The sequence below is a fragment of the Tropicibacter sp. S64 genome (assembly GCF_049803835.1).
Taxonomy (GTDB): domain Bacteria; phylum Pseudomonadota; class Alphaproteobacteria; order Rhodobacterales; family Rhodobacteraceae; genus Pacificoceanicola.
In genome coordinates, this window is record NZ_JBNAGK010000001.1 from 69,646 (window position 1) to 82,791 (window position 13,146).

Annotated in this window: 13 protein-coding genes; 10 read left to right on the forward strand and 3 right to left on the reverse strand. The window is 64.1% G+C overall.

Going from position 1 to position 13,146, the window contains the following annotated elements; genetic code table 11:
- The first annotated feature begins 62 nt into the window (after nt 1-62).
- The 3 genes from ACP159_RS00370 to ACP159_RS00380 all read left to right on the forward strand — a co-directional run bounded on the left by ACP159_RS00370 (nt 63) and on the right by ACP159_RS00380 (nt 1,684).
- Nucleotides 63-578, forward strand: coding sequence for a flagellar basal body-associated FliL family protein (locus ACP159_RS00370; protein ID WP_425097623.1), 516 nt, complete (start codon nt 63-65; stop codon nt 576-578).
- A gap of 11 nt (nt 579-589) precedes the next feature.
- Nucleotides 590-949 carry a hypothetical protein gene (locus ACP159_RS00375; protein ID WP_425097624.1) on the forward strand — a complete coding sequence of 120 codons (360 nt, stop codon included), beginning with the start codon at nt 590-592 and terminating at the stop codon, nt 947-949.
- A gap of 75 nt (nt 950-1,024) precedes the next feature.
- Nucleotides 1,025-1,684, forward strand: coding sequence for a MotE family protein (locus ACP159_RS00380; RefSeq protein WP_425097625.1), 660 nt, complete (start codon nt 1,025-1,027; stop codon nt 1,682-1,684).
- A gap of 7 nt (nt 1,685-1,691) precedes the next feature.
- On the opposite strand, the gene trxA is transcribed toward ACP159_RS00380, so the two are convergent.
- Entirely contained in the window at nt 1,692-2,132 is a 441-nt protein-coding gene (gene trxA / locus ACP159_RS00385; RefSeq protein ID WP_425097626.1) for a thioredoxin, read from the reverse strand.
- Between the two features lie 139 nt (nt 2,133-2,271).
- On the opposite strand from trxA, the gene ACP159_RS00390 reads away from it, so the two are divergent.
- The 3 genes from ACP159_RS00390 (at nt 2,272) to ACP159_RS00400 (ending at nt 4,288) form a co-directional block, all read left to right on the forward strand.
- The gene (locus tag ACP159_RS00390) at nt 2,272-2,820 is read left to right on the forward strand and encodes a L,D-transpeptidase (RefSeq protein WP_425097627.1); all 549 of its coding nucleotides are present in this window, start codon (nt 2,272-2,274) and stop codon (nt 2,818-2,820) included.
- Nucleotides 2,817-3,980 carry a geranylgeranyl reductase family protein gene (locus tag ACP159_RS00395; RefSeq protein ID WP_425097628.1) on the forward strand — a complete coding sequence of 388 codons (1,164 nt, stop codon included), beginning with the start codon at nt 2,817-2,819 and terminating at the stop codon, nt 3,978-3,980. Before ACP159_RS00390 ends, ACP159_RS00395 begins: the two co-directional genes overlap by 4 nt.
- Before the next feature lie 107 nt (nt 3,981-4,087).
- The gene (locus ACP159_RS00400; protein ID WP_425097629.1) at nt 4,088-4,288 is read left to right on the forward strand and encodes a hypothetical protein; all 201 of its coding nucleotides are present in this window, start codon (nt 4,088-4,090) and stop codon (nt 4,286-4,288) included.
- Here ACP159_RS00400 and ACP159_RS00405 read toward each other — a convergent pair.
- A complete protein-coding gene (locus ACP159_RS00405) occupies nt 4,281-4,961 on the reverse strand; it encodes an arylesterase (protein ID WP_425097630.1) in 681 nt (226 codons plus the stop codon). The genes ACP159_RS00400 and ACP159_RS00405 overlap by 8 nt on opposite strands.
- Before the next feature lie 17 nt (nt 4,962-4,978).
- Here ACP159_RS00405 and ACP159_RS00410 point away from each other — a divergent pair, with 17 nt between their 5' ends.
- The 4 genes from ACP159_RS00410 (at nt 4,979) to ACP159_RS00425 (ending at nt 10,219) form a co-directional block, all read left to right on the forward strand.
- Entirely contained in the window at nt 4,979-5,680 is a 702-nt protein-coding gene (locus ACP159_RS00410) for an ABC transporter ATP-binding protein (protein WP_425097631.1), read from the forward strand.
- The gene (locus tag ACP159_RS00415; RefSeq protein WP_425097632.1) at nt 5,677-8,193 is read left to right on the forward strand and encodes an ABC transporter permease; all 2,517 of its coding nucleotides are present in this window, start codon (nt 5,677-5,679) and stop codon (nt 8,191-8,193) included. The genes ACP159_RS00410 and ACP159_RS00415 overlap by 4 nt, the downstream gene beginning before the upstream one ends.
- An 85-nt stretch (nt 8,194-8,278) precedes the next feature.
- Nucleotides 8,279-9,217 (forward strand): inositol monophosphatase family protein, encoded by a 939-nt coding sequence (locus ACP159_RS00420; protein WP_425097634.1) that lies wholly within the window; start codon nt 8,279-8,281, stop codon nt 9,215-9,217.
- 114 nt (nt 9,218-9,331) lie between these two features.
- Nucleotides 9,332-10,219, forward strand: a complete 888-nt coding sequence (locus ACP159_RS00425; protein ID WP_425097635.1) for a VPLPA-CTERM sorting domain-containing protein — start codon at nt 9,332-9,334, stop codon at nt 10,217-10,219.
- Between the two features lie 72 nt (nt 10,220-10,291).
- Here ACP159_RS00425 and gcvP read toward each other — a convergent pair whose 3' ends face one another.
- The gene (gcvP, locus tag ACP159_RS00430) at nt 10,292-13,141 is read right to left on the reverse strand and encodes an aminomethyl-transferring glycine dehydrogenase (protein ID WP_425097636.1); all 2,850 of its coding nucleotides are present in this window, start codon (nt 13,139-13,141) and stop codon (nt 10,292-10,294) included.
- Nucleotides 13,142-13,146: the final 5 nt, after the last annotated feature.

The following is a 13,146-nucleotide window of genomic DNA, read 5'->3' on the forward strand; positions in this document are numbered from 1 at the left end:
CGGCTTAACATTCAGTTAGCCCCTTAGGCTTATAACGCCTTGGAACAGAAAAGAGGTTGAGCATGGCCGAGACGACGGCAGAAGGAGAAGGCATCGAGGAGAAGAAGCCGTCGAAGCTTCCGCTCATTCTCGGTATCGTATTGGCCCTCGCCGGTGGTGGCGGTGGTTTCTTTGCCGTTTCTTCGGGTTTGCTGGGCGGCGGCGGTCAGGCCGATCACGCCGAATCGCTTCCCGAAGAGGATGCGCATATGGTGCCCGTGGAAAACGCCCCATTGGCTGACATCGCCTTCGTCGAAGTACCGAAGATGCTTATTTCACTTGGGCCATCCGCACAGGCGGATCACCTGCAATTCCGTGCCAGCCTTGAGGTTCCAAAACAGTACGCGCCTGAAGTCGAAGGGCTGCTGCCCCGGGTTCAGGACGTGATGAACAGCTATCTGCGCGCGCTGGACCCGGCAATGCTGGAACAGCCCGGCGCCCTGGTCAAATTGCGCGGGCAGATGCTCCGGCGCGTGTCCATGGTCGCTGGCGAGGGCCGCATCCGCGACCTGCTCGTGCTTGAATTCGTATTGAACTGAAAGGGGTGAACATGGACATGATTGCCGACATCTTGCTTGTGGCCGGCGCATTGGGCGCAGGTTTCTATTGCTTTGTCCTTGCGCGGCGGCTGACCCGGTTCACCGATCTCGAAAGTGGAGTTGGCGGTGCCGTGGCCGTGTTGTCGGCGCAAGTCGACGATCTTACGAAGACCCTCGCAGCAGCGCAGTCGACGGCGGGCGAGTCGTCCAAGTCGCTGCAGGATCTGACGGAACGCGCCGAGGACGTGGCAAAGCGTCTCGAATTGATGGTTGCCTCCATGCACGACTTGCCCCGGCAAGGATCGGAACCGCAGCAGCCGCCGCACGCTCCGCAACCAGATACGGTGTTCTTTCGCCATCCGAGAAACTGAGGAAAGCGCATGGGAAAAGCAAAGACCCCAAAACCCGCCGCGACCACCGCCAAGCCCCGCCGGAAAAGGCGCGGAATGCGGGGTGCACTCGCAATTGTCGGCGGACTCCTGATCTCGTCGGCAGTTCTGCGCGCCGCTGTCGGCGCAGGCGAAGCCTTTGCCCGGGAAAGCCCACCGGAAGCCGCCGTTCCAGCCGAACATGCGGCCGCCGCAACGCACGCAGACTCTGGACACGGCATAGAGGACCAGGTGGCCGCCGTCGCGCCCTCCGATCCCCATATGGCCGCGGCATCCGGTGGTGCGCCTGTGATCCAGCGGGTGGCGGACGAGGACATCATGCCGCTCATCGAGGCTCTCAACAAACGGGAGGCCAGGGTCAAGCAGCGCGAACAGGATATAGATGTTCGCATGCAGGCCTTGTCGCTTGCCGAACAGGAAATAGACAGGAAACTCGCGGAGCTCGAGGCCGCTGAGCGGAAACTTCGCGACACGCTGGCCCTTGCGCAGACTGCCGCCGAAGACGATCTGACCCGCCTGACCGACGTCTACGCCAACATGAAGCCGAAACAAGCCGCAGCCCTGTTCGAGGAAATGGACCCCGAGTTCGCCGCCGGTTTTCTTGCCCGCATGCGATCCGATGCTGCCGCCGCCATCATGGCGGGTCTGACCCCCAACGCGGCCTACACCATCAGCGTGGTTCTGGCAGGCCGCAACGCGAACGTGCCCAAGCAGTGACCGACGGTCAGCTGATGCGCCCGGTCTTGCTCGCGAACTCCATGATCTGGGATGCAAGCATGGCGCCGGACTGCCTTGCCTGCTCCCGCCCATCTGAAAAGAGAATCATGGTCGGAATTCCCCGGATGCCATACCGAGAACCAGTATTCTCGTGATCCTGAGTGTTCATTTTGACCATCCGGACCCGTCCCACCATCGTCTTCGCGGCCTTGGAAAACTCGGGAGCCATCATGCGACAGGGTCCACACCAAGGTGCCCAAAAATCGACCAGCAAGGGCAGGCTGTCGGTGCGCGCGGCCTTGGCAAGCACTTCAGGTGTGATGTCCCGGGCCCTGCCATCAACCAGCGGTGCCCCGCATACGCCACACTTGGCACCGGCACCCAGTTTCTCCGCCGGAACTGCGTTGGTTCGGGCACAGTCGAGACACACAAGCTTGAGGCTGGCCATCGACCGACTCCTTCATATATGATAAAAGAAATATGTGTCCTGCACGCCATCGTGACAAGTGTTTCCCGGCCTCGGGATTGATTTCGAAGCCCGTCTGCGCAAAATTTCCTTCACACAAAGACCGGAACGAGTTGCTGCCATGATCACCCGTCGTACTTTCATTGCTGCCGCCGCAGCAACGGCCGCCGTGCCGGCCCACGCCTTCGAGATCGACCCGATCTTCATGCCGCAGCAAGTTGGCATCAAATCGGACCTCGCCCCCGGTCAGATCTTGATTCTCCCCCGTGCGCATTTCCTGTACTTCATCGAGGCCCCGGGTCGCGCAATGCGGTACGGTGTCGGCGTCGGCAAAGCCGGGCTGGAGTTCACCGGCAAGGCGAACATCGGTGCAAAGAAAGAGTGGCCGACGTGGCGCCCGACCGAGGAGATGATTGAGCGCGATCCCGCAGCCTACGGAAAATTCAAGGATAATGAGTATGTTCAGCCGGGCGGTCCGAGCAATCCGCTGGGCGCACGTGCACTCTACCTGTTCCAGAACGGACGAGACACGTTCTTCCGCATTCACGGCACGACCGTGCCGAGTTCGATCGGCCGCTCCGTGTCCAATGGTTGCATTCGCATGATCAACGAACACGTCATGGATCTCTACGAACGCGTTCCGCTCGGCACTCCCGTCACCGTTCTGTGACAGCGACGCCTCCGGCGCCGCGGCGTCAGTTCGACCTGATCGTCATCGGCGCCGGACCGGCGGGGGCAGCGGCGGCAAAGGTTGCGGCCGATTCGGGACTCGCGGTCGCGCTCGTCGACAAACGCCGGTTTCCCAGGCATAAACTGTGTGGCGGCGGCATCACCGGACGTGCCCTCGCGCATTACAAACGGATCTTCGGCAACAGCCTTCCCGACGTCCCTCTCGTACGATGCGACACGATCTCGTTCCAGGCCTTCGGTCAGGACCTGGGCCTGACCCAGAACGTTTCCCCCCTACACCTTGCCATGCGCCTGGCACTGGACCAGCATCTTGTAGACTGCGCCCTGCACAGCGGTGCCCATGATTTCACCGGCCAAGACGGAACAGTAGACCCGGACGCACCAGTCGTCCACCTGCCGGATCGTGAACTGGCCGCGCCCATCATCATAGCCTGTGACGGCGTGAACAGCCCGACGGCAAGGCGCCTGTTCGGGCAACCGTTCGATCGTAACGAAATCGGCTTTGCGCTCGAAGTCGAAAGCCCGCTGGTGGACGACTCGCCGGTGCGTATCGACTTTGGCGCCGCCGATTGGGGGTATGGATGGCGCTTTCCAAAGACCTCCGGCACGACCATCGGCGTCGGCGGCGTCCTGTCGCGCAATGCGGACATGAAGGGCGCGCTGTCGAAGTACCTCGACCGTCTCGGTGCGGACCCAGCCTTGCCGGTCAAAGGGCAGTTCCTGCCGTTCGGCGCGTTTCGGAAGACACCTGGAAAAGGCCGTGTTCTGCTTGCCGGAGACGCCGCCGGCCTCGTGGACCCGATTACCGGGGAGGGAATCGGACACGCGCTGCATAGCGGCGAACTGGCAGCACTGGCCGCAGTCAGGGCGCTCGACGCCAAGACACCGGAGCGTGCATTGGCGGACTATTGCCGCAGCCTCGCCCCCATCCATCGTGGCTTAGGCCAGGCACGCATGCTTCGGATGATCATGTTCCATGGCAGGTTGCGCCCGACCTTCATCAAGTCCTTCCAATCCTCCCGCAGCCTGCGCGGCGAATACTTCCGCATGATGGCCGGCGATATCGAGTATTCGGACCTCATGCGCCACGTGGCGAAGAGAATGCCAGGTTTTGCAATGCGGGCAATGCTGAGAATTTGACGGTAATCGCCATCTCGCAGACAGCTGCGCGCCACTTTCGTGCCGCATTCCGAGATCTTAATCCTTTTTAAGGGAATGACCGTCAGGGTGGGGCAAGGAGGTACGTCATGGCAATCATCGGATTCCTCATCGGCAGCCTGTTCGGCTTCCTTGCCGGAGGGTTCGGCTGGGTCTTTCTGGACATCAGCTTCCTGACTGCAGGCGCGGTCTATCTCGGCTGCGGGGTGGGCCTCGGACTGCTGTTTGCCATTCACGGATGCCTGAAGGCCGGACCGAGCTTGCGTCAGACAGAAGCCGCTTTCAGCTAGGCGGTGATTCGACCCGCTCGATCAACGCCTCGACCATGGGTCCGATCACGTCCACGATTCGCGCAACGCCCTTTCCGTTCGGATGAATACCATCCGGTTGCATGAAATCGCCCAGGTCCGCCGGGTCTTCGCCCTCCCCGATCAGCCCGGCGAAGAAGCTCTCGAGATATAGCGTTCCATACTGCACGGCCAGCTCCGGATAGAGCGCGTCGAAGTCCGCCTTGTAGTCCGCACCGTAATTGCCCGGTGCCTGCATTCCGATCAGCAGCACTTCTAGATCATGCGCCGCGGCGATTTTCAAAATGCCTTCGATGTTCGACCGGGCAACGTCCGGCGCAATGCCGCGCAACAGGTCATTGCCGCCCAGCGTGACGATCATCGCGTCGATGTCAGGGGTCAGCGACCACTCGACGCGCGCGAGGCCCCCTGCCGTCGTATCCCCGGACACTCCGCCATTGATCACGCGGACATCGCGCCCGTGCTCCGCCAGCCAGTTCCGCAGTTGCGGCACGAAGCCCTCCTGCTCGATCAGCCCGTAGCCCTGCGTCAGGCTGTCGCCAAGAGCAAGGATATCCACGTCTGCGGCCTGCACCGGCAGAGCCATCCAGACAAGCAGCGCTGCGAGCCCCTTGCTGCAGCCGCAATGCGACCCATATGTAAAACGTTCGAACAAAAGGACGTCTCCCCGGCATGACAGATCCGATACTCTCCCTGAAAGATGTGACCTTGAGGCTGAAGGGCAATGCCGGGATGGTCGAAATTCTCCACGGCATCTCCCTCGATATCCGCAAGGGTGAGACGATCGGCATGATCGGGCCGTCCGGATCGGGCAAATCGTCCCTTCTGATGGTCATGGGCGGGCTGGAGCGGGCGACCGCCGGCAGCGTGCTGGCCATGGGGCAGGACCTGACCGCGATGAACGAGGACGCATTGGCGCGGTTCAGGCGGGACAACATGGGTGTTGTGTTCCAGTCGTTTCACCTGATTCCCACGATGACCGCGCTGGAGAATGTCGCAACGCCGCTCGAGCTCGCCGGGCATCGGGATGCCTTCGATCGTGCCCGGGCCGAGCTCGACACCGTGGGTCTCGCGCATCGCGCCGACCATTACCCGGCACAGATGTCCGGGGGAGAACAGCAGCGCGTGGCCCTTGCGCGGGCCCTCGCGCCGCGTCCCGGAATCCTGTTGGCTGACGAGCCGACAGGGAACCTCGACGGGGCGAACGGCACCGCGATCATGGATCTTCTCCTTGGCCTTTCGGACAAACATGGTGCCACGCTGGTGATGGTGACTCATGCGCCGGATCTCGCTGCGCAATGCGACCGGGTCGTGCGGTTGCGTGACGGCAGCCTGGACCGCTCGGAAGAAGCCGCCGTACGGGTCCGCGCATGAGCCTTGCCATCGCCGCCCGTCTGGCCCGTCGCGAGTTGCGGGGCGGCCTGCACGGATTCCGCATTTTCCTCGCTTGCCTCGCTCTGGGAGTTGCCGCGATTGCCGGGGTCGGCTCGGTGCGTGCGGCGATTCAGGCCGGGCTGACGGAACAGGGAGCGGTTCTGCTGGGCGGTGACGCGCAGGTCGAGTTCACCTATCGGTTTGCGGAACCCGAGGAGCGCGAGTGGCTTCAAAGCGTTGCAACGGCGGTGTCCGAAGTGACCGATTTCCGTTCCATGGTCGCGGTCGACCGCGATGGCGGCACGGAGCGGGGTCTCACGCAGGTCAAATCCGTCGATGACGCCTATCCGCTGCTCGGGGAAGTCGTGCTCGATCCGGTGATGCCGCTGCATCAGGCGCTGGCGGATCGGGGCGCAGTCATGGCCCCGGTCCTTGCCGACCGGCTTGGCCTTGCTCCGGGGGACACGTTCCGCCTTGGTGAACAGACCTTCACGCTGCGCGCTCGTATCGCGGTGGAGCCGGATGACGCGGGTGACGGCTTTGGCCTCGGTCCGCGCACCATCGTCCGGACGCAGGATCTCGATGGCTCCGGCCTGCTCTCCCCCGGCTCACTTTTCGATACTGAATACCGCCTGATCCTGCCCCCGGGTACCGATCTCGACCAAGCTGCGGCAGAAGCGCAGGAGAGGTTTGGTCACAAGGGCCTGAAATGGCGCGACTCGCGCAACGGGGCGCCCGGGATCGCGCGCTTTGTCGAACGCTTGGGCGATTTCCTTGTCCTGGTCGGGCTGTCCGGCCTCGCCGTGGGGGGCATTGGCGTCTCCGCTGCCGTGCGGGCCTACCTCGCCCGGAAAACCAGCGTGATCGCCACGCTTCGGACTCTCGGGGCCAGCCGGCAGGTGATCTTCCTGACGTATTTCCTCCAGATCGGCGCCCTTGCGCTTGTGGGTATCGTGATCGGCCTGACCCTGGGGGCGCTCGTTCCCATCCTGCTCGGGCCTATGATCAACGCCGCGCTGCCGGTGCCTGCGGTCTTTTCCCTGCACCCAGGCCCGCTAGGCGAAGCCGCGCTCTACGGCACCCTGACTGCGCTCGTCTTCACCCTCTGGCCGCTCTCCCGCGCCGAGGAAGTCCGCGCAGCAACCCTGTTCCGGGACGCTCTGGACGGTGCCCGCGCCCTGCCCGCGCCCCGCTATCTTGTGGCCATTTCGGCGCTGATTGCCCTGCTTGTGGGCACGGCCATGGCCTTTTCCGGCAGGCCGGTCCTGACGCTCTGGGCGGCGGGCGGGATCCTTGCGGCGTTGCTGACGCTGGCGCTTGCCGCGCAGGTCATCCGTTGGCTCGCCCGGCGGGCCACGCCCGCAGCACGCGGCAGGCCGATCCTGCGCTGGGCGCTCTCCGCCATCGGCGGCCCGGGTGAAAGCGCCGGGGCGGTGGTGCTGTCGCTCGGACTTGGCCTGACGGTTCTGGCCGCCATCGGTCAGATCGACGGCAACCTGCGCAGCGCCATTGCCCGGGACCTGCCGGAGGTCGCGCCCTCGTATTTCTTCGTCGACATCCAGAAGGACCAGATGCCCGGCTTCATGGAGCGGCTGGACAACGACCCCGCCGTCTCGCGCGTCGACAGCGCCCCGATGCTGCGCGGCATCGTCACGCAGATCAACGGCAGACCCGCGACGGAGGTGGCCGGGGGCCATTGGGTTGTCCGGGGTGACCGGGGCATCACCTACGCCGCGCAGCCCGACGCCCGGACAACCGTCACCGCCGGGGAATGGTGGCCCGAGGACTACTCCGGTCCGCCGCAGGTCAGTTTCGCCGCCGAAGAGGCGGAAGAGATCGGCCTGAAGCTCGGAGACACGGTCACCGTCAATATCCTCGGCCGCGACATCACCGCGACGATCTCCTCCTTCCGCGACGTGGACTTCTCGACCGCCGGGATCGGCTTCGTGATGACCTTCAACCCTGCCGCGCTTCAGGGTGCACCCCATACGTTCATTTCGACGGTCTACGCCGAGGAAAGCGCCGAAGCGCAGATCCTTCGCGATCTCGCGGGTATGTACCCCAACATCACCGCGATCCGCGTCCGGGACGCCATCGACCGGGTCAGTGAATTGCTGGAAGGTATCGGCGCAGCCATCCGCTGGGGGGCCGCGGCGACCTTGCTCACCGGATTCCTCGTGCTGATCGGCGCCGCCGCCGCCGGGGAAGGGGCGCGGACCTACGAAAGCGCCATTCTGAAAACCCTGGGCGCAGGCCGGACCCGCATCCTGCGCAGCTTTGCCCTGCGCTCTGCGCTGCTTGGCGCGGGGGCCGGGATCGTCGCGCTTGGCGCGGGCATCGCCGGAGGCTGGGGCGTCAGCCATTTCGTCATGGAAACCGACTTCGCGGTGATCTGGAGCAGCGCTTTCGGCGTGATCCTCGGCGGCATCCTCGCCACCCTGCTTGCCGGTCTCGCCTTTGCGCTCAGACCGCTTGCGGCCCGTCCGGCGCGAGTCCTGCGTGCCCGGGAATAGCGTCCGGGCGCAACCTGTCACCTTGAACCCCGGGGCGAAGACTGGCACTCCCTGATGCAACCGCAGCAATGTCCGGACGCCTGAAATGACCGATTCCCTGCCCATGCCGATCACCGCGCCGCTGACCAACGCGCAAAAGACCCAGCTGATCAACCTCGTGCGCCGCGCAGCCAAGGCCGAGATCCTGCCGCGGTTCCGCCAGCTTGGCAGCCACCAGATCGACATGAAGTCCGGCCCGCAGGACCTCGTGACCGAGGCCGACAAGGCCGCCGAGGCGATGATCACCCGTGGCATTCAGGTCATGTTCCCCCATGCGCTGATCGTCGGCGAGGAACACGCCTCGGTCAACCCGAAGATCATCGACCAGATCGCCGATGCGGAGCTGTGCTTCACCATAGACCCGGTGGACGGCACATGGAACTACGCCCACGGCCTCGCCGTCTTCGGCGTGATGGTCTCGATCCTGCGCTTCGGCCAGCCGGTCTTCGGCCTGCTCTACGATCCGATCCTGAACGATTTCATCATCGCCGACACCGAGAGCGATGCCGAACTGGTTCTTCCCCGCCGCATCCGCCGCAAGCTGAGCACCTCCGCAGGCGGTCCGGTCGAGGAACTCAAGGGCTTCTTCCCGCTCAACCTGATCCCCACGGACAAGCAGCAGCAATTCGCCGCGACCATGCCACGCTTCGCCCGCGCCGGAATGCTGCGCTGTGCCTGCCATGAAATGCGCATGGTGGCGCAGGGGCAGATGGATTTCGTTCTGTTTGCCAAGCTGACGCCCTGGGATCAGCCCGCCGGTGTCGTGGCGATCCGCAAGGCGGGCGGCCATGTGGCGCTACTGGATGGCTCCGAGTATCGCGGTGACGTCAGCAAGGGCTATATGCTGGCCGCCTGCAACGCCGAAACCTGGGGCCGGGTGCGCGACGTCTTCGACTTCTTGGTCGACGCGCCGGAGCCAGAGGCCACCGAAGCCCCCGCGAAAAACAGCTTCCCGGGCGAAGAGGCGGTGGACAGCGACGCCTGACGCGGGCGCTCTGACTACAAAATTGCTCGGGCGCATACCCCAAATGGGCGATGAGAGAGGTGTCGACTCTGGCTAGCCTCTTTCTGGACAGTTTCCAGAAAGGGATTTCCCGGAATGAATGTATCCTGCTTTCTCCTTGGCCCGGTCCGCCGGGCCGCGCGGACGGCGCTGCCGCTTGCAATCTCGATCCTGTGCGCAGCCAATGCGACAAACGCGGCGACCCTGACCCTTACGGTCGATACTCTTGCACTCGGGCAGACATACTTGCCTGACGGATTCACGCCCAATCAGGGCGTCCGAGACCAGTCCTATCCCACGCAGGACAGCACCGTCTCTCCGGCCTTGTCCACGAGCGCCGCGGCGGCGGAATCCGGCGATCTTGGCACCGCATCGGGGTATTCCTTTGCCTACGCCAATGCCACGCGCGGAACGCTGGGTCTGTCCAGCACTGTCGCGATGACCGGCTACGCGACCGGCTCCGCCAACGGATCGGCCATCCTCGAAGAACTCTATACCGTCGAAGGCTCCGGAACACTGACAGTCTTCATGTGGGTCGACGGATTCTGGGACACGCAGCCAACGGGAGGCATTTCCTACGACATCTTCGGAGGCGTCTGCATCTATTGCTATACGAACATCGTCGCCGCAGACGGGTTTTCGCTCAGCTACGGCGCCAACGATCCCGCATCCGGCTCGACCTCCGTTCTCGTTTCCGCGTCTCGGGACATCACGACCAACTTCGGCCCCCAAACCGTGGACGTCGGGTTCAGTCTGTATTCGAACCTCTTTGCCCCCGGCACAATCGACTTTTCCAGCACCGGCAAGGCCTGGGTAACGGCCTCCAACGGGCTGACCATCTCCGCCGCCGACCCAAATTTCCTCTCTGACCCGGCGTTCCTCGAGATCAGCGCTGTCCCCCTGCCCGCAGGCATTTTCCTGCTCGGCGGTGGACTGCTCGGACTCGGCTTGCTCGGACGCCGGAAGACGCCTGCTTTCGCGTGAGTGTGCCGGCAGCAGGTGGACAGAGCCCGGATCAATTTTCGATCCGGGCTCCTTCATCCTTGGAAGCGAGCCTTACTCCGCCGCCTCGGCGTAATCCGACATCGGCGGGCAGGTGCAGATCAGGTGCCGGTCGCCGTAGACATTGTCGACGCGGTTGACCGGCGGCCAGTACTTGTCCACCCGGAAGGCCCCCGGCGGGAAGCAGCCCTGTTCGCGCGAATAGGGGCGGTCCCATTCGCGCACGAGGTCTTCCATCGTGTGCGGCGCATTCTTCAAGGGATTGTTTTCCTTGTCGATCTTGCCATCCTCGATGGCCCGGATCTCCTCGCGGATGGCCAGCATCGCATCGCAGAAGCGGTCCAGCTCCGCCTTTGTCTCGCTCTCCGTCGGTTCGACCATCAGCGTGCCCGCCACCGGCCAGCTCATCGTCGGCGCGTGGAAACCGGCGTCCATCAGGCGCTTGGCGATGTCCTCCACCGTCACACCCGCCGATTTCTCGAAGGGCCGGGTATCGAGGATGCATTCATGCGCCACCCGCCCCTTGCCGCCGCGATAGAGCACGTCATAGGCCCCCTCAAGCCGCTTCGCGATGTAGTTGGCGTTGAGGATCGCCACCCGCGTCGCCTGCGTCAGCCCTTCGCCGCCCATCATCAGGATGTAGGCCCAGGAAATAGGTAGGAGCGAGGGCGAGCCGAAGGCCGCCGCCGACACCGGACCAACCGCACCGGGCTTCACCGGGTCGCCCGGCAAGTGTGGCTCCAGATGCGCCTTCACGCCGATCGGACCCATGCCGGGGCCGCCACCGCCGTGCGGAATGCAGAAGGTCTTGTGCAGGTTCAGGTGGCTGACGTCGCCGCCCAGATCGCCGGGACGGGACAGGCCCACCATGGCGTTCATGTTCGCCCCGTCGATGTAGACCTGCCCGCCATGCTCATGGGTGATCGCGCAGACGTCCTTCACCGTCTCCTCGAAGACGCCGTGGGTCGAGGGATAGGTGATCATGCAGGCGGCGAGGTCGTTCGAGTATTTCTCCGCCTTCTGCCGGAAATCCGCGAGGTCGATGGAGCCGAGATCGTCGCATTTCACCGGCACGACCTTCCAGCCGACCATCTGCGCACTCGCCGGGTTGGTGCCATGGGCGTTTACCGGGATCAGGCAGACATTGCGATGCCCTTGCCCGTGGGAAACATGCCAGTCGCGGATGGTCAGCAGGCCGGCGTACTCGCCCTGCGCCCCGGAGTTCGGCTGCATGGAAAAGGCATCGTACCCGGTGATCGTACAAAGTTTCTGCGACAGATCGCCGATCATCTCGGCATAGCCCTTCGCCTGCTCCTTCGGCGCATAGGGGTGCATCGACGAAAACGCGCTCCAGCTGACCGGCATCATCTCTGCCGCCGCGTTGAGCTTCATGGTGCAGGAGCCGAGCGGGATCATGGCCCGGTCGAGCGCGAGGTCCCGGTCCGCGAGGCGGCGCATGTAGCGCATCATCTCGGTCTCGGCACGGTTCATGTGGAACACATCGTGCTGGAGATAAGCCGACTGCCGGATCAGCGCATCCGGAATGCGATACTCCGGGGTGAAATCCTCGTCCTTGCGCAACAGACCAAAGGCCCGCCAGACCGCCTCGATAGTCTCCGGCCGGGTCTTTTCGTCGAGCGTGATGCCAACCTTGCTCTTGCCGACGCGGCGCAGGTTGATCCCCTCGCGCACCGCCGCCTGCAGCACACCACGCTGGAGCAAGCCAACGTCCACCGTCACCGTGTCGAAATAGACCTCGGGCTCGACCTTGAAGCCAGCAGCCTCCAGCCCCTTCACCATGCGCACCGTCTTGCGATGAATGCGCTGCGCAATCGCCCGCAGGCCCTTCGGCCCGTGGAAGACTGCATAGAACCCCGCCATCACCGCCAGCAGAGCCTGCGCGGTACAGACGTTCGACGTGGCCTTTTCGCGGCGGATATGCTGCTCCCGGGTCTGAAGGGACAGCCGGTAGGCGCGGTTTCCGTGGCTGTCGATCGAAATCCCCACGATCCGGCCCGGCATGTTGCGCTTGTACTCATCGCGGCAGGCCATGTAGGCGGCGTGCGGGCCGCCGTAGCCCAGCGGAACGCCGAAACGCTGCGTGCTGCCGACGGCAATATCCGCCCCCATCGCGCCCGGCTCCTTCAGGATGCACAGCGCCATCGGGTCCGCGGCGACGATGCCAATGGCCTTCGCGCCGTGCAGCTTCTCCATATCCTCCGTCAGGTCACGCAGGGTGCCGTATGTGCCGGGATACTGGAAGATCGCGCCAAACACCGCCTCGGGGTCCAGATCGTCCGGCGCTCCGACGATGACCTCTATCCCCAAAGGCTCCGCCCGCGTCTTCATCACCGCGATGTTCTGCGGATGGCAGTTCTCGTCGACGAAGAAGGCCTTGGCTTTCGATTTCGCCACCCGCTGCGCCATCGTCATTGCCTCGGCACAAGCAGTCGCCTCATCGAGCAGCGAGGCATTCGCCACTTCCAGACCGGTCAGGTCGCAGACCATCGTCTGATAGTTCAGCAAGGCTTCGAGCCGCCCCTGCGAAATCTCCGGCTGATAGGGCGTATAGGCCGTGTACCACGCCGGATTCTCGAAGATGTTGCGCTGGATCGCCGGCGGCGTGACCGTGCCATGATAGCCTTGCCCGATCAGGGAGGTCAGCACCTGGTTCTTCGACGCCACCTGCCGCATCCGGAACAGCAGCTCGCTCTCGGACAGGGGTTTGCCGAAATTCAGCGGCTCCTCCTGCCGGATCGCCCCGGGCACCGTCTGCCCGATCAGCTCCGCGAGGTCCGCCACGCCCAGCGCCGCGAACATGTCGGCCATCTCTTCCGGAGACGGTCCGATATGCCGCCGGTTGGCAAAATCGTAAGGCAGGTAGTCGATCGGTTCGTAGCTCATCCCAA